This window comes from Tolypothrix sp. PCC 7712 (genome assembly GCF_025860405.1).
GTDB classification, from domain to species: domain Bacteria; phylum Cyanobacteriota; class Cyanobacteriia; order Cyanobacteriales; family Nostocaceae; genus Aulosira; species Aulosira diplosiphon.
Genome location: NZ_CP063785.1, coordinates 655,189 through 672,677 on the forward strand (window position 1 = coordinate 655,189; position 17,489 = coordinate 672,677).

Here is a 17,489-nt window from a genome sequence, read left to right on the forward strand (position 1 = left end):
ATAAAGGCAGATAAAAACTACTTAATTTCCCCATTTTAATAAAAAATCAAGCTTGACCAAATCATATTTTAAATTACTAGGAGAAACTGCCAATGGTCACCATCAAAAAGAAACCTTATAACAACCCTTTAGGTGAATTTATCAAGCGTTTGCAAACAGGAGAAGCACTGCTGGCTGATAGCCCCCAGAACGTTTTAGAAGTGGTCGGCATTCTGAAAAGCTATGGCGTAGTTTTAGATGCTTACTCCAATAATCTCATCTACATTGCTGAACATCAATTTTTAGTATTTTTCCCCTTCTTTAAATACTTTAATGGGGAATTTAGTTGGCAAAAATTATTTCGTCATTGGTGGCATGACCGAATTAATTTTGAATATGCCGAATATTGTATGAAGTCCATGATGTGGCACGGTGGCGGTGGACTGGATACATATTTAGATACAAAAGAATTTCAAACAGCCGCCGAAGCGGTAATTGCTGCTAAATTTAAAAACAATCCTTTAGTTATGGTAATGCACCAACTGTTTCCCGATTTCTTAATTGAACAGTTGCGTGTTTCTGCATATTACAGTGGCTTGGGGCAATTTTGGCGGGTAATGGCTGATATCTTCCTGACTTTATCAGACCTATATGACCAAGGAAAAATCAAAACCATTCCCCAAGTTGTAGAACATATTAAAGCAGGCTTAGTTGCGGATGCTAGCAAGCCAATTACTTACGCCGTCAAAATTGATAATAAAGTTTATGAACTCCTGCCTAAGAAACTTGGTTTAACCTTCTTAGCAGATACAGCAATACCTTATGTAGAAGCTGTTTTCTTCCGGGGAACACCTTTTTCTGGCACAGTTACATATAATGCCCAAGCATATCAAATTCCGCCCGATCAATCGCGCTTTCAATATGGTGCATTATATGCAGATCCTTTACCCATTGGTAGCGCGGGCATTCCTCCCACTTTATTAATGCAGGATATGCGGCATTATTTACCAGAGTATTTGCATGAAGTATATCGCCGCAGTCGTCGCGGTGAAGATGATTTGCTAGTGCAAATTTGTATTACTTTCCAAAAGTCAATGTTCTGTGTAACTACAGCTACGATTTTGGGATTAATGCCTTATCCATTAGATAGCGAAGATCCATCAGAACAACAAGCTAATCAAGTTTATTTAGAAAAGTGGATGGAACGTTTCAAAACTTCTCGCTTGTTGGAAGTGAATAAATGAAAAACTCCACCCACTCGTGTGTGGAGTTTTTGGGCATAGGGCATAGGAAAAAGTTACTGTGTCCCGCCACAAACCCGAAGCAATGGGGTGAGTATCCCTGTTCATCGAATAAGGTTCGGATAAGACAAATCGATTGGCGTTTAAATCCTGTAGAGACGCGATGAATCGCGTCTCTACAAACCCAAAATCATGACGAAAAATGATTAACCGAACTGTATTGCTTGTTCATCGACAAGGAAATAAAGTTTCCCCTTGCTTTCAATAATTGAGGGATGGATTTTGTGCATTACGGCTTATATGATGTCTGTTCAAATGCCCGTCATTGCGAACACTTCGTTCTGTACCCTATGGGAAGGTGTTCTGCCAACGCAATGACATATTAAGCGTAATTTACCGGACATCATACTTATGCCTAACACACATTAAATAGTAATGAGATTCCAATTACCAATTACCAATTACCCATTACCTATTCGCCAAATATTGATACATTTGCCAACGCATATCCACTTCCGCTTGCGCTTGTTCTAGCAATTGTTTGGCAACTTCCGGCTTACTCTTGGTGAGCATTTTGAAGCGATTTTCTTGATACATGGATTGCTCTACCGATTGCTTCGGTGCTTTCATATCCAATTGCAAGGGATTTTTACCTTGTTTTTGCAACTCAGGATTATACCGATACAGCAACCACCTTCCAGATTCTATCAGAGATTTTTGGTGATTCATGCCTGTGGTCATGTTGATGCCGTGGGCGATGCAATGGCTGTAAGCAATAATCAAGGATGGGCCGTTGAAGGCTTCGGCTTCTAAAAATGCTCTTAGGGTATGTTCATCTCTAGCACCTAAAGCTACACTCGCTACGTAGACATTTCCGTAGGTCATGGCGATTAAGCCTAAGTCTTTTTTCGGCGCAGGCTTACCACTGGCGGCAAATTTGGCAACGGCGGCTTTGGGGGTGGCTTTTGATGATTGTCCGCCTGTGTTGGAATATACTTCTGTATCCATTACTAAGATATTCACATTGCGACCACTGGCTAAAACATGGTCGATACCGCCAAAGTCAATATCATACGCCCAGCCATCACCGCCGACAATCCAAACGCTTTTCCGCACTAGGTAATCTGCGATCGCTTTGAGATTTTGGATTTGGGCATGGGGCATGGGGCATTGGGCATTGGGCATTGAGAGATTCGGCTTTTGCAATAATTCATCTAGCTTTTGTTTGAGGATTTCTACTCGTTCCCGTTGTTCCCAAATGTCAGCTTCGGTGCTTTGTTTGGCATTGAGAATAGAGTCCACTAAATCACTGGGTATTCCCAATTCCCCATGACCCAATTTTTGCAGCAGTTCCGCCGCAAATTCCGCTTGCTTATCTAAAGAAAGGCGGAAACCATAACCAAACTCGGCATTATCTTCAAATAAGCTATTCGACCAAGCTGGGCCTCTTCCTTCAGCGTTTGTTGTCCAGGGTGTTGTGGGTAAATTTCCGCCGTAGATGGAAGAACAACCGGTAGCATTGGCAATGACAGAGCGATCGCCAAACAATTGGGTTAATAATTTTAAATAGGGTGTCTCGCCACAACCAGCACAAGCACCAGAAAATTCAAATAATGGTTCTTGCAGTTGTTGTTGGCGGATTTGGTTAAGTTTGAGTTGTCTGCGGTCGGGATTGGGCAAACTTAAAAAGAAATCCCAGTTTTTGCGTTCTTGTTCCCGCAAAGGTAACTGTTTTGCCATGTTAATGGCTTTTTTCAATGGCTCAGTTTTATTTTTGGCTGGGCAGACGTTTACACAAATAGCGCAGCCTGTACAATCTTCTGGGGCTACCTGAATGGTAAATTTTTGATTGGCAAAGTCTCTATCTTTGGCATCAACTGACTTAAAGCTGGGCGGTGCATTCAGTAATTCACTTGGTTGATAAGCTTTAGCACGGATGGCGCTGTGAGGACAAACCATCACACATTTACCGCATTGAACGCAGACATCCTCATCCCATACCGGAATTTCTTGAGCAACGTTGCGCTTTTCCCACTTGGTTGTACCTGTGGGGAATGTACCATCAGGGGGTAGGGTGCTGACAGGTAAATCATCGCCTTCCCAAACCATAATTTTACCTAAAACTTCCCGCACAAATTCTGGGGCTTGGTCGAGTAATGAGGAATTTTCGCTTGGGGATTGGGGATAGTGAATTGTTTGGGGGATGTCTACCTTATGCAAGTTAGCCAGGGTATTATCTACGGCTTGCAGATTCATGCGGACAACTTCTGCACCTTTTTTACCGTAGGTTTTCTCAATTGCTTGTTTGATTTTGGTAATTGCTTCTTCCTGTGGTAAAACATTGGCTAAGGCAAAGAAGCACACCTGCATAATGGTGTTAATTCTCCCACCCATGCCGCTATTACGAGCAACTTGGTTAGCATTAATAACATATAACTTCAGGTGCTTATCGATTATTTGCTGTTGCACCTTCACAGGTAAATGTTGCCAAACAGTATCCGCATCGTATGGGCTATTCACTAAAATAGTCGCCCCAGGAATCGCTGCTTTGAGAATGTCAATGTTTTCTAAAAATCCCCAGTGGTGACAACCAATAAAGTTGGCTTTGTCGATGAGGTAAGTTGACCGAATCGGCTGGAGGCCAAAGCGCAGGTGAGAAACCGTCATCGAACCGGATTTTTTGGAGTCGTAGACAAAGTAGCCTTGGGCGTAATTGTCGGTTTCTTCCCCAATAATTTTAATTGAGTTTTTGTTTGCCCCCACTGTACCATCGGAGCCTAAGCCGTAAAACATCGCCCGCACTACATTATCGGGTTCCGTGGAGAAGTTCGGGTCAAAGCTTAGGGATGTATGGCTAACATCATCATTAATCCCAATAGTAAAGTGATTTTTCGGCGTAGGTAAGGCCAGGTTATCAAAAACGCCCTTCACCATCGCCGGGGTGAATTCTTTTGAGGATAAACCGTAGCGACCACCAACTATTTTAGGGGATGAGGGAGATGAGGGAGATGAGGGAGATGAGGGAGATGAGGGAGATGAGGCTTTTCCTGTTTCCCAGACTTCATGAATGGCGGTTACTACATCTAAATAAAGTGGTTCGCCGGCGCTACCGGGTTCTTTGGTGCGATCAAGAACTGCGATCGCTTGTACAGTATTAGGTAATGCTGCGATAAATCTTTCGACATCAAAGGGGCGGAAGAGTCTAACTTTGACGACACCAACTTTTTCGCCTTGCTTGTTGAGGTAATCTACGGTTTCATGGACTGTTTCGCAACCAGAACCCATAATTACAATTACGCGTTCGGCATCCGGTGCGCCATGATATTCATAGATTTGATAATACCTGCCAGTGCGATCGCCAAATTCATCCATGAGGCGCTGGACAATGGCGGGAGTGGCGCTGTAGTAAGGGTTAGCACCTTCACGGGCTTGGAAGTAGATATCGGGGTTTTGGGCTGTACCGCGCAATACTGGACGGTCGGGGGTGAGGGCGCGATCGCGGTGGGCTAATATGAGATTGTCATCGATGAGCGATCGTAAATCATCATCAGCAAGTAGTTTTACTTTCTGCACTTCATGGGAGGTGCGGAAACCATCGAAGAAGTGCATAAACGGGACTCGCGACTCTAAAGTTGCAGCATAGGCGATGAGGGCAAAATCCAGATTTTCCTGTACAGAAGCCGAACATAGCAGCGCAAAGCCTGTAGCCCGGGCTGCCATTACATCACTATGATCGCCGAAAATAGATAAAGCATGGGTAGCTAAAGAACGTGCTGCAACGTGAATTGTTGTACTGGTTAATTCCCCAGCAATTTTGTAGAGATTGGGAATCATTAGCAATAATCCCTGAGATGCAGTGAAAGTGGTACTCAGGGAACCTGTTTGCAACGCCCCATGTACCGCACCAGCTGCGCCGCCTTCACTTTGCATTTGCACTACGCTGGGAACTGTACCCCAGAGGTTAGGGCGATTTTCTGCCGCCCAAGCATCCGCCCATTCACCCATTGTTGAAGAGGGGGTGATGGGATAAATGGCAATTACTTCATTTAATTTGTAAGCAATCCGGGAAACAGCCTCATTCCCGTCAATAGTAGCAAAGGTTTTGTTCATCATTTACTCCTGCCTTGTCAGCCAGATGCGAAAATATCCACATTGCTCAGTAGAAGGGCATAATTAAACGTCAAGAGTCCATAATTTGGACTCTTTTTTCCAGTCATTGCCAACTAGGTTTTATTTATAACTGCCTGCTACTAAAAATTAGGAAATGTAGGAATAGATGAATTAGAGTGAGCCAATCCCAGGCAATAGTATTTCTCAATATTCTCTTTTAAAGAACTGTCTTCTGCTCAAGTTAAAATTACAATTTATGGGCAGATTTTAGCTCTATGTTTGTCTCTAATTCCTTATGATTATCTCATAAGGTTTCTATACATATATAAATATATTAATTTTGTACTCAATACCAACTCAACCTCTAGATTATGGATTTCAGGCGAAACATTAATGTTTTGGGGGTAGAGGTTCGGGAATTCATTATTCAATAATCTTCAGCAGATTACCTAATTTATGAGATTTGTTTGTACATTTTATAGCAATTATAAATTATGATTTTGTACTCATAACTTCAATCATCATATTTAGTATGAAATTTATACGCTTATGAATGCTTACAAAATGGACAATCGCATATTTGTCTTTTGAATATTTAAGAGATGATTGATAGAGTAGTGGCATGGCAAGCCTTAAATGTTGCATTAAAAATCAATTTTATCCGCACGGCAGTTGCTTCTCCCAAGGGGAGACGCTACGCGTAGCTTGCTTCCCCGTAGGGGTACAAGTCGGGAAACCGCAAGGGCGCACTGCCTTGTTTATCTGCGTACCCTGCGGGAAGCCGCTTTGCGTCTACATCTGCGGTTAATTTTTTCCAATCTAATGCACTATTTTAGCCTTGCCACGCCAGTAGGGTGCGTTAAAAAGATGTTGCCCTGCTCATAGCCTTGCCAGCAGTAGTTTAGATGGCACGATGATGCTTCACTTCCAGAAACAGGAGAACTGAGGAAATTACTGAAATCTCAGCAACTTTATGAAGGTATAGATATAACAGATGTGGTTCATCTCACAAAAGTACAAATCAAAACTTTAAAAAGTTGAGGAGCAAAAAAGATGAATAGAAAACTACAAAATGCTTTGATTGGGATTACCACTTATGGGCGCAAAGACGCATCACCATTTTCTTTGCCAAGTACTTACATAGATGCTGTCCGTGCCGCAGGTGGTACTCCCATCTTATTACCACCAGGAGAAACCGATCCTGCCAGGCTTTTAGAACCGCTAGATGGATTGATTATTTCTGGTGGTGGAGATATTCACCCCTTACACTACAACGGCTGTGACCACCCTAGCATTTATTCTGTAGATAGCGATCGCGATACCTTTGAACTGCAACTAGCTCAGTTAGCCCTGGAGTATCATTTACCTGTGTTGGGTATTTGTCGGGGTTTGCAAATTCTCATTGTCGCTTCTGGTGGTACTCTAATTCCCCATTTACCAGAGGTATACGGTACTTCAGTCTTACATCGCCTAGATCCGGCACCTGGAAGGCGTTTATCAACAGAACACATGGTAAAAATTAGTCCAGACAGCCGTTTAGCTGATTGTGTCAAAAATACTCATATTTCTGTAGTTTCTTGGCACCACCAAGCAGTACACCAAGTTCCCCCAGGATGGCGTGTTGTTGCCCATGCTTTAGAAGATGAGGTGATTGAAGCTGTGGAACACGAACATCATCCTTGGGCTATTGGCGTGCAATGGCATCCAGAACTTTCAGCTAACGATCCCAATCATCAAAGAATTTTTCAGGCTTTTATTCAAGCAACCTATACTAAACAACGGTTATTAATAGCTTGAATTATTATTCAATGCTGAGTTTATAAAATAATATAGAGGCAGTGTGGCTTGCTGTAAGCTACCGCAAATTATACAAAAAGAAACAAGAAAGCATAGACAGATGGGTAGCGTGTGTTACGGCTATGAAAGTATTTGGAACACAGAGACAATGAAATTTAGCCGTAACGCACGAAAAGCTTTGTGCTGACATTATATCGCTAACGCATCCTACTGGACTGACACGCCTGAAATAGTGCATAAAAAAACTCTTGTAGGATGGGCTTCTAGCCCGTCCTGGGCGGACAAAATGTCTACCCCACAAGAAAAATTATTGCATAAAATTAGCTGTGTCAGTCCACTACTAATGCTCTGCGACTTTATATTAAGCTGAACTGTAGCGAATAACATTAATGTTAGCTAACTACAAATTTATTAAAATTTGCTACTGTTACAATAATTACTTTAAATTTTCTTAAGATGAGCTATTTTTCCTTTATTAGCAAGTTTATAAAAGATTTGTTGTTGATAACTCTAGTATTCAAATTATTTTAGCTACTTACTTCCATATACTAGCCACTTTATAATAGATAGGTTACAATACATAGCCCCTAAGATGTATTGACAATTAATTTTTTTTAAGCATTCATATTGCATAATTTGAAAAAAAGTTATAAATTATTAAGTTATAGGGGAATAAAAGAATTTTTAGTGTCAAAAACTAAATCCTAGCTAAGTAAAAATACCTTAACTATTTGAAACTCTAAGGAAATATTTAACAGTGTTAGCAATATATTTTTGTTTGAGATATCAAGCATTCCAGGCTTAAAAGTCGATTTGCGAGCAAGCTAAAATATATTTTGCGTAACTGGTTTTAAAGTAATATCATTTTTTAAGGTGAGAGATAAATATTTCTCTTTCACCAAGATGCTTATTGCTTAAAAGCAAATTAACTGCCAATTAAGCAGCATAATAACTGGCAGTTATAGACAGCTTTTGTAGAGTTAATCATTTATTCCCAGATTGCATTTGCTATCCAAAAAATCGTCTTTGTTATGATCGGGATAGCAAAGTCCATACATGAAAACGAACGCATCTACCACAAATTTACAAATCTAGTGGAGTTATTCTGGCGATGCAAATAAACGAATTGGTAATAGCTGAAAATATAGAAGAACAAGCTTGGCAAGCATTAGAAAAGTCGATTCTCTATTATCAAGGTCGTCCTATTGGGACATTGGCCGCATACGATCCTTCTGTAGAGGCGCTGAATTACGACCAATGTTTTATTCGCGATTTTGTCTCATCGGCTTTAATTTTTCTGCTCAAGGGTAAACCAGAAATTGTCCGCAATTTTCTGGAAGAAACCTTAAAGTTACAGCCTAAAGAAAGAGCATTAGATGCATATAAGCCGGGAAGAGGTTTAATTCCTGCTAGTTTTAAAGTTGTATCGATTAATGGCGAAGAATATTTAGAAGCTGATTTTGGCGAACACGCGATCGCTAGAGTCACACCTGTAGATTCTTGTCTGTGGTGGATTCTGTTATTGCGTGCTTATGTCGTCGCTACCAAAGAGTATTCGCTAGCTTATCAGCCTGAATTCCAAACTGGGATTAGGTTAATTATGGAAATTTGCTTGGCGAATCGATTTGATATGTACCCAACGCTATTAGTTCCAGATGGCGCTTGTATGATTGACCGACGCTTGGGTATATATGGTCATCCTCTAGAAATTCAAGTATTATTTTATGCGGCTCTGCGTGCTGCGCGTGAGTTATTAATTTGCGATGGTAACCAAGATGTTGTCGCCGCAATTGATAATCGCTTACCTCTTTTATGTGCTCATATTCGTCAGCATTATTGGATAGATATTAATCGACTCAATGCGATTTACCGCTTTAAGAGTGAAGAATATGGCAAAGGAGCAGTAAATTTATTCAATATATATGTAGATTCTCTTCCATATTATGAATTAGACAAATGGTTACCAAGAAAAGGCGGTTATTTAGCTGGGAATGTTGGCCCATCACAACTAGATACTCGCTTCTTTTCACTTGGTAATTTGATGGCGATTATTTCTGACCTTGCTACTGAAGAACAGTCGCAAGCGATTATGACTCTGATTGAAGAAAGATGGGAAGATTTAGTAGGAGATATGCCTATGAAAATTTGCTTCCCAGCTTTGGAACATGAAGAGTATAGAATTGTTACTGGTTGCGATCCAAAAAATATCCCTTGGTCATATCATAATGCTGGTAGCTGGCCTGTATTGATGTGGATGTTAGCGGCTGCTGCTGTGAAAACTCACAAAACAGGTTTAGTGAGAAAAGCAATTGAAATTGCCCAAACACGTCTAGTTGAAGATGAATGGCCAGAATATTACGATGGTAAGAAAGGGAGATTAATTGGTAAACAAGCGAGAAAATATCAAACTTGGTCAATTGCTGGATTTTTATTAGCAAAAGAACTAATAGCGAATCCCAGTTCTTTAAAATTGGTGAGTTTTGATGAATTATCACCAGAAGCAGTTTCTCGAGCTTGTGAGTTTGAAATTAGCAGTGTAGATCCATACCTATCACACTAGAAATACCTAGCAATACATAATTATAGCTATACAAAAAATTCCGCCTAACATAGGTGGATTTTTTTTGTGCATTACATCTATTAATGACAGGACTTACGCAACTGGTACACCAATCTTTTGGTTTAAGAGTCAACAGTCAAGGGTCAAGGGTCAAAAATTCAGGTTTTTTGGACTTTGGACTTTTGACTCTTGATAGCCTCAACGAAAAAAATGTGACACTTGCGTAAGTCCTAAATGAATTAAACATCATCAATTGTTGTAGGGTGTGTTGTCGCGTAGCGCAACGCACAATCAATTAATAATTCATGCAAGATACTTTACTTCCATAAATAATATTCTCCAAAAAATTTTGTAGTGAAAACAGCTTTTATATTTTTCTCAATTGTTCTCCGTGATAGATTCAATAATATGTCATAAAACCAAATGAATTAACTGAAAAACTTGGGCTATCCTGAAAGAATATATGAAGAAATATAGTGCTGAGAAGGTGTGATAAATACTCTGCAACTATATCTCTGTATCTATTCCTAAGTAAAAAGCATTAAAGCTGCAGTACTCAATAAAAGTATTATCTATTGCCAACATCCAAGCAAAATGGAGAGTTTATTGCTATGGAAAAAGATAAATTATTTACATTTGATGATATAGAGAAGCAGGCGTGGGAACTACTAGAAAATTCAATTCTCTATTATCAAGGTCGTCCTGTCGGTACAATAGCTGCAAGAGATCAATCATTAACAGAATTGAATTATGACCATTGCTTTGTGCGAGATTTCGTCTCTTCAGCCATACTGTTTCTGATTAAAGGTAGATATGATATTGTCCAAAATTTTTTGGAAGAGACTTTAAAATTACAACCTACACAAAATCAATTAAATGCATATACCCCTGGACGGGGTTTAATACCAGCTAGCTTTAAAGTTATCTCAGAAAATGGACAAGAAACGTTAGAAGCAGATTTTGGCGAACAGGCGATCGCACGAGTGACACCAGTTGATTCTTGTCTCTGGTGGATTCTGATTTTATATGCTTATGTCAAAGCTACAAAGGATATAAAATTTGCTTTGCAGCCGCAATTTCAAAAGGGAATCATGTTAATTATGGAACTTTGTTTAGCGACGCGATTTGATATGTACCCAACGCTATTAGTTCCAGATGGTTCTTGTATGATTCATAGGCGGTTAGGTATTTATGGTTATCCTTTAGAAATTCAAGTTTTATTTTATGCAGCTTTACGGGCGGCGCGCAAGCTATTAATTTGTGCAGGTGATGAAGAAATTGTGACTGGTATTAATAACCGCTTACCTTTATTACGAGAGCATATTCGCAATCATTATTGGATAGATATACCTCGTCTAAATATAATTTATCGTTTTAAAGGTGAAGAATATGGACAGACAGCAGTGAATCAATTTAATATCTATGCAGATTCAATTGCTTATATTAATTTAGCTCTTTGGTTACCAAAAACTGGCGGTTATTTAGCAGGAAATGTTGGGCCTTCGCAGCTAGATACACGCTTCTTTGCACTAGGAAATTTGATGGCGGTGATTTCTTCTTTAGCAAGCGATCGCCAATCGCAAGCCATTATGAATCTAATTGAAGAACAATGGCAAGACCTAGTGGGAGAAATGCCGATGAAAATCTGCTTTCCGGCTGTCGAAAAAGAAGAATACAGGATTTTTACTGGTTGTGACCCTAAAAATATACCTTGGTCGTATCATAATGGAGGCAGCTGGCCTGTCTTATTGTGGTTTTTAACTGCTGCTGCTCAAAAAACAGGTAGAACCAATCTTGCTCAAAAAGCGATCGCACTTGCCGAAACACGCTTGAATGCAGATGAATGGCCAGAATATTATGATGGCACTAGGGGTTTATTAATTGGTAAAGAAGCGAGAAGATATCAAACTTGGACAATTACCGGATTTTTATTAGCCAAAGAATTGATGAGAAACCCTGAAAATTTAGGTTTGATTAGTTTTGGTGAATTAGATTTAAGTGATGCTTCCCAAGTTTGTGATTTGTAAGTTGAAATTACTGAACTTTATAAATACAAGCTGACAATTTGCTTCATCACTTGCATCACGTCGTACAGTTCATTTTTCTGAGGATTAGACAGAGTAAATTTATTGGATAACGCATACAGACGTTGCTGCTGATTCAGCTTGATAAAAAGATAGTCTTCCCCAGTTGTGACCATACCAAAAATTGGTCTTTCTAAATTAGGATTTGCCATTATGTAAGTTAAGGTTTGAGGAAGAGCCTGCATGACACTAAAACCAAAACGTTTTGATTCAATCAATACGACCCAGAATCTATTTTGAACTATTAAAGCGTCAATAAATCCTTCTAAGATAATTTCTTCATCATCGCCGCTTGGAAGTTCAACCTTCACTAACTCCTCACTTTTAATTTTAAAAGGCGGATCGCATAAACCCATTAATTCTAAAAGCGGAGATAGCATAATAATATTGACAGTACCTTCCGTAATAGCACCATCTGCTGCATAATAAAGATAACGACTCTTGAGCCGATTTAAAGAGGCTTTTTCATTATCAGTAAGTTCGGGTAAATTCTCAAACCATTCTGGAAAAAAATCAGGCGTAGTAGTTTGAGTTAAATGGAACTTATTGTGTACTTCATTCAGGTTAGTAATTGCTTTGCTGATGCCAAGTGTTTTGACCATATTTGATTAAATAGTGCTATTTTTTTAAATTTATAGCCTGAGTATAATTAAAATTCTCTAGATTATAAAATCTAACATTTTAAAGATTTCCATGACAAATGCTCGTCAAATAGCTTTTCTTGCCCTGCGAGATGTTCACAAAGGGGCTTATGCTGATTTTGCTTTAGATAAAGTACTGCAAAAATTTAAATTACAAGATACAGATCGCCGTTTAGTTACAGAATTAGTTTATGGTAGCGTCAGGCGACAACGCACCCTTGATGCGTTAATTGACCAATTCGCAAAAAAGAAATCTCACCAACAACCCAAAGAACTTCGCACTATCCTGCATCTTGGCTTATATCAACTGTGCTATCAAGAACGGATTCCGGCTTCTGCGGCTGTGAATACAACTGTGCAACTAGCTAAAGAAAACGGCTTTGCGGGATTGACGGGTTTTGTAAATGGTCTATTGCGGCAATATATTAGACAAGCTGAGGGAGATGAGGGAGATAAGGGAGATGAGGGAGAAAAATTTATCTCATCCTCCTCATCTGCTTCCCGTATTCCTTTGCAACTTCCAGACAATCCTGGGGAACGCTTGGGTATTTTGCACAGCTTTCCTGACTGGATTATTCAAGTGTGGTTGGAACAACTGAGTATTGCCGAGACAGAACAGTTGTGTGAATGGATGAACCAATCACCCACAATTGATTTGCGAATTAACCCACTTCGCTGTTCTATTGAGGAGGTGGAAGCGGCGTTGCAATCGGCTGATATTTTAGTCAGGCGGATACCCCACCTACCCCAAGCTTTAAGATTGATTAGTAATAGTGGGCCGATTCAAAATTTACCTGGTTTCCGTGAAGGTTGGTGGGTTGTCCAAGATAGTAGCGCGCAATTGGTGAGTCATTTACTCGATCCGCAACCAGGGGAAGTGGTGATTGATGCTTGTGCTGCACCAGGCGGGAAAACTACCCACATTGCTGAATTGATGGGGGATAAAGGGAAAATTTGGGCTTGCGATCGCACTGCTTCTCGGCTCAAAAAATTGCAAGAAAATACCAAACGCTTGAATTTGCAATCTATTGAAATTTGTACTGGTGACAGTCGTGAATTTTTACAGTTTCAAAATACAGGCGATCGCGTATTATTAGATGCGCCATGTTCGGGTTTGGGAACTCTCCACCGTCATGCTGATGCACGTTGGCGACAAACACCTGAAACTGTGCAAGAACTTTCCCAACTGCAAACAGAACTTTTATCCCATACTGCTACTTTTGTAAAATCTGGCGGTGTCCTTGTCTACGCTACCTGTACCCTACATCCTTTAGAAAATGAGGCTGTAATTAGCCAATTTTTGGCTAATTCTCCTGATTGGCAAATCGAACCGCCTCAGAAAGATTCACCTGCTTTCGCCTATTCCACCCCTGAAGGTTGGTGTAAAGTCTGGCCCCATCGCCAAGACATGGATGGTTTTTTTATGGTGCGCTTAAGAAAAACTAATAATTCCGAGTGAACACTGTTTGTGATTGTACTATTTAATCGAGGTTGAAATCTCCCAGAGGATGCAGCATGGTTACTGATTCCAATGTGAAAAACTTAGTGAAAATCCTGATCGGGGCAGCTTGGATAGATGGTAAAATCCAACCTGAAGAACGCCAATATTTGCGCGAAATCGCCCAAGCTAAAGGTGTAGCCACCGATCCAGAGATTAAGCCTTGGCTGTACGAATTAGTTCCTGTACAACCAAATGAATGCTATACCTGGGTACAAGAATATTTAGGCGATCATCCTAGCTTAGAAGATTACGAAAGTTTGATTGAAGCTATCAGTGGCCTAATTTATAGTGACGGGGATGTGGCGACTGAAGAAGCAAGACTCCTGACTAAATTACAGGAGTTAGGCAAAGCCAGTGAGTCACATCCATCAGCCTACAATGCTTTACTCAAACAAATTCAAAAGCTCTATCGCCGTTGGGTTGATGTGCAAAATTAAGAGAGATTTATGATTTTTGGTTTAAGCAGACGCGATATCTCGCGCCTGACCATGTTTTTTAAATTTCGTAATTTAACTCAGCACTCATCAGTACTTATGACTTCGGTTCACCCAGTCCCGGAGTTTCTTCTTTTTCTACCTTGGGTACAAAGTCAGGACGTTCTTTGCTTTCCCAACCTGGTGGACGCTTAGAGTTATACCAGGCGATAGAACCAATGGTAACAGCGGCAATAAAACCAAATACATATACAAATGTAAAAGCAAAAGGAAAATGAGGCCCATCTGCTATTGGTGCGGCTGTTTGCATGAATATAAGCATGAGTATATTCTCCTAATGTAGGTAACACTGCTTAACACACTATAAAACGAGCGTATCACCTAACATCCCTCTGTAGTTTGAACCCAGCAATTTTAAATTTTAGATTTTAGATTTTGGATTTTAAATTTAAGGGTCAATAAGGTTTAGCTAAGGATAATTCTAGATTTAGCAAATGTTGACTGCTGACGGTTAACAGTCAACAGTCAACGAACAACAGATAACCCCCTTTATTGCGAGGAAGATGGTCTCAGTCTCTCCCGCCAGGTAGGGGTCGAATTGGAGGAACCAGATGAGCCACTACCAGAGGATGAAGCAGAACTCCGAGATCTCCGAGGTGAGGAAGGTTGAGATTCTACACTCCTGCGCCGACGGGGACGAGATTCTGAAGATGAATCGCTGCTGCTAGCTTCTGTGCTACGATAGCGCCGCCGTCTGCTAGAGGACGGGGTGTCATCATTTTGTTGTTGATAACTCCTGCGCCGCCTTCTTGGGGTTTCATCTTGTTGTTGCTGGTCTTCTTGAGAATATCTCCGCCTTCTAGATGGGCGTTCCTCATTATTAGAGTTATCCTCATCTTCATCATTAGAAGGAACAGCTTTATTAACAATGCTTTTGGGCTTGAGGCGCTCGGCTTTAATCGTCCCCTTACGACCATCTAATTTTGGCCTTGGGGGAAACTTTTCGACCGGCATATCTTTAACGGCTTGTTCCATAAATTCATGCCAGGTATAAGCAGCGCTACCGCTACTACCCCAAGTCGGGCGGTTATCATCGTTACCTAGCCAAACTCCGGTTACGATTTGGGGAATGTAACCAATAAACCACAAATCCCGGGCTTCGTCAGATGTACCAGTCTTACCTGCTACAGGTCGATTATCTAATTGCGCTGCTGCACCAGTCCCTTCTTGCACAACATTACGTAGCATCCAGGTCATAATCGCAGCACTATCAGCATCCAGCGCCCGCTTGGAGGAAAAATCAGATGACCAAATTACTTGCCCTTGGCGGTTGAGGATACGGCGAATACCGTGGGCTTCGGTGTGTAAACCTTGAGTGGCAAAGCTACCGTAAGCGCTAGTTAATTCCAGCAAATTTACTTCATTTGAGCCAAGGGCTAAAGAATAAGTAGGCTTAAGTTCAGATTTAATGCCCATATCTTTAGCTAGCTTAATTGTTGGCTCAAATCCCACATCAATTAACACCTTCACCGCAATAATATTAATGGAACGGGTGAGGGCATCACGCATATTCATCCAGCCACGGAAGTTTTCGCTGTAGTTTTTGGGTTCATAACCATCTACAACAAAGGGTGCATCTAAATAGCTATCGTAGGGACTCTTACCACTAGCGATCGCAGTCGCATAAACAAAGCCTTTAAATGTTGAGCCTGGTTGACGCTGGGCTTGCGTAACGCGATTAAATTGGTTTTTTCCAAAATCTTTACCCCCCACCATCGCTTGAATTTCGCCGTTGCGGGGGTCAATAGCGACCATTGCTGCTTGTTTAAAGTTTTCCCAGCGTCCTTGATTTCTTAAGGTTTTCGCAACTGCTTCTTCGGCAAATTTCTGCCAAGTTGGGTTTAAAGTGGTTTCAACAACTAACCCCCCACCTGCTAAAACATCAGGGGAAACGTATTTGGGTAATTCTTTTTGAATATAGGTAGTAAAGTAGGGTGATTCTACTTGCAGTCGCTTGGGGAAACTACTGTTCACAACTAGCGGTTCTTTAACTGCGGCTTCCCTTTGGGCAGCAGTAATGATGCCATCTTCCTGCATCCGCTGCAATACTAAATTCCGCCTGGCTTTTGCAGCTTCAGGATTTTTATCTGGGGCGTAGAGGCTGGGTGCTGGTGCTAATCCGGCAATGGTAGCCATTTCCGGTAGGGTCAATTGGTCTACGGTTTTACTAAAATATACCCATGCCGCATCCGCTACACCATAAGCACCAGATCCCAAATACACCAAATTTAAGTAACGCTCAAGAATCTGGTCTTTGCTCAATTCATTTTCCATCTTTTGTGCCAGACGGACTTCTTTGAGCTTACGCCAAATAGTTTTTTCTTGTTTGAGGAAGAGAATACGCGCTAGCTGTTGGGTGATGGTGCTACCACCTTCCACAACATCTTGCGATCGCAAATTATTCCAAACTGCTCTAATTATTCCTTGAGCATCAACGCCATTATGTTGCCTAAATCGCCTGTCTTCGGAAGCGATAAAAGCTTTTTTGAAATTATCTGGTATTTGCTCCAGTCTCAGTTGTTCTCTGGCTGCTTCACCTTGCTGTTGTAAAATTGTCCCGTCGGCAGCTTTAATGGTTAATGTCTGCTCGCGGATCACAGCGTTTAATTCCGATTTATCTGGCAAGGTGCGATCGATTGTCCCGATGCCGTAGCTAATCGCTATCACACTACCACCTACACCCAAACTAGCCCAGAACCAGAGGCGACGATAAAAAGGTTTATCGCGGCTGGAAAGTTTGGCAACGATCCCAGATGAGATGTTTTGCATCTGGCTCAGTACCGGTTTTAACTTGTCCAGCTTGGTTGATGGTAAGTTCTCATTTGCAGATTCTTCGTTCTCGAGATGATTACCAGGCGACAATCGCGGCTTCTCCTTGTCAGATGCACTGAAATCGGGTGATCTTTGCTTGAACCAGGAGGTTAGTTTCCCCACGTTAGTTCCTCAGCTCAAATGTAGTTGTCACCTAACCACCAGCCAAAAATCACGGGGTTAGCGTACCACTTTCGTGTTAGTATAATATCCCATAAATAAAGAACTAAATTAAGTCAAATATGATGACTTTTTAGAATTCTTTAAATAC

General features: G+C 40.9%; 10 protein-coding genes. 6 read left to right on the forward strand and 4 right to left on the reverse strand.

Annotated features, from left to right (window positions below; all coding sequences use genetic code 11):
• Window positions 1-92: 92 nt before the first annotated feature.
• Window positions 93-1,223: a CO2 hydration protein gene (locus tag HGR01_RS02510; protein WP_045871879.1), complete on the forward strand. Its 1,131-nt coding sequence runs from the start codon at window positions 93-95 to the stop codon at window positions 1,221-1,223.
• A gap of 465 nt (window positions 1,224-1,688) precedes the next feature.
• Here the strand turns inward: HGR01_RS02510 and nifJ are convergent, their stop codons facing one another.
• Window positions 1,689-5,330: a pyruvate:ferredoxin (flavodoxin) oxidoreductase gene (gene nifJ, locus HGR01_RS02515; protein ID WP_045871880.1), complete on the reverse strand. Its 3,642-nt coding sequence runs from the start codon at window positions 5,328-5,330 to the stop codon at window positions 1,689-1,691.
• A 1,053-nt stretch (window positions 5,331-6,383) separates the two neighbouring features.
• On the opposite strand from nifJ, the gene HGR01_RS02520 reads away from it, so the two are divergent.
• The 3 genes from HGR01_RS02520 (at window position 6,384) to HGR01_RS02530 (ending at window position 11,714) form a co-directional block, all read left to right on the forward strand.
• Window positions 6,384-7,127 carry a gamma-glutamyl-gamma-aminobutyrate hydrolase family protein gene (locus HGR01_RS02520; RefSeq protein ID WP_045871881.1) on the forward strand — a complete coding sequence of 248 codons (744 nt, stop codon included), beginning with the start codon at window positions 6,384-6,386 and terminating at the stop codon, window positions 7,125-7,127.
• A 1,111-nt stretch (window positions 7,128-8,238) separates the two neighbouring features.
• Entirely contained in the window at window positions 8,239-9,687 is a 1,449-nt protein-coding gene (locus tag HGR01_RS02525; protein ID WP_045871882.1) for a glycoside hydrolase 100 family protein, read from the forward strand.
• A 611-nt stretch (window positions 9,688-10,298) separates the two neighbouring features.
• Window positions 10,299-11,714: a glycoside hydrolase 100 family protein gene (locus HGR01_RS02530; RefSeq protein WP_045871883.1), complete on the forward strand. Its 1,416-nt coding sequence runs from the start codon at window positions 10,299-10,301 to the stop codon at window positions 11,712-11,714.
• Window positions 11,715-11,731: 17 nt separating this feature from the next.
• Here the strand turns inward: HGR01_RS02530 and HGR01_RS02535 are convergent, their stop codons facing one another.
• Window positions 11,732-12,373, reverse strand: coding sequence for a hypothetical protein (locus HGR01_RS02535; RefSeq protein ID WP_045871884.1), 642 nt, complete (start codon window positions 12,371-12,373; stop codon window positions 11,732-11,734).
• 91 nt (window positions 12,374-12,464) lie between these two features.
• Here HGR01_RS02535 and HGR01_RS02540 point away from each other — a divergent pair, with 91 nt between their 5' ends.
• Together HGR01_RS02540 and HGR01_RS02545 are read left to right on the forward strand one after the other, a co-directional pair.
• Entirely contained in the window at window positions 12,465-13,871 is a 1,407-nt protein-coding gene (locus tag HGR01_RS02540; RefSeq protein WP_045871885.1) for a 16S rRNA (cytosine(967)-C(5))-methyltransferase, read from the forward strand.
• Between the two features lie 56 nt (window positions 13,872-13,927).
• Window positions 13,928-14,350, forward strand: coding sequence for a TerB family tellurite resistance protein (locus HGR01_RS02545; protein ID WP_045871886.1), 423 nt, complete (start codon window positions 13,928-13,930; stop codon window positions 14,348-14,350).
• 94 nt (window positions 14,351-14,444) lie between these two features.
• On the opposite strand, the gene psb35 is transcribed toward HGR01_RS02545, so the two are convergent.
• A complete protein-coding gene (gene psb35 / locus HGR01_RS02550; RefSeq protein WP_045871887.1) occupies window positions 14,445-14,669 on the reverse strand; it encodes a photosystem II assembly protein Psb35 in 225 nt (74 codons plus the stop codon).
• A gap of 227 nt (window positions 14,670-14,896) precedes the next feature.
• On the reverse strand, window positions 14,897-17,341 hold the full coding sequence (locus tag HGR01_RS02555) for a transglycosylase domain-containing protein (protein WP_071989438.1): 2,445 nt from the start codon (window positions 17,339-17,341) through the stop codon (window positions 14,897-14,899).
• Window positions 17,342-17,489: the final 148 nt, after the last annotated feature.

What these genes read in the sequence shown, in the direction of transcription:
- HGR01_RS02510 (WP_045871879.1), top strand. Translation starts at nt 93, where the DNA reads ATGGTCACCATCAAAAAGAAACCTTATAACAACCCTTTAGGTGAATTT.
- nifJ (WP_045871880.1), bottom strand. Translation starts at nt 5,330, where the DNA reads ATGAACAAAACCTTTGCTACTATTGACGGGAATGAGGCTGTTTCCCGG.
- HGR01_RS02520 (WP_045871881.1), top strand. Translation starts at nt 6,384, where the DNA reads ATGAATAGAAAACTACAAAATGCTTTGATTGGGATTACCACTTATGGG.
- HGR01_RS02525 (WP_045871882.1), top strand. Translation starts at nt 8,239, where the DNA reads ATGCAAATAAACGAATTGGTAATAGCTGAAAATATAGAAGAACAAGCT.
- HGR01_RS02530 (WP_045871883.1), top strand. Translation starts at nt 10,299, where the DNA reads ATGGAAAAAGATAAATTATTTACATTTGATGATATAGAGAAGCAGGCG.
- HGR01_RS02535 (WP_045871884.1), bottom strand. Translation starts at nt 12,373, where the DNA reads ATGGTCAAAACACTTGGCATCAGCAAAGCAATTACTAACCTGAATGAA.
- HGR01_RS02540 (WP_045871885.1), top strand. Translation starts at nt 12,465, where the DNA reads ATGACAAATGCTCGTCAAATAGCTTTTCTTGCCCTGCGAGATGTTCAC.
- HGR01_RS02545 (WP_045871886.1), top strand. Translation starts at nt 13,928, where the DNA reads ATGGTTACTGATTCCAATGTGAAAAACTTAGTGAAAATCCTGATCGGG.
- psb35 (WP_045871887.1), bottom strand. Translation starts at nt 14,669, where the DNA reads ATGCTTATATTCATGCAAACAGCCGCACCAATAGCAGATGGGCCTCAT.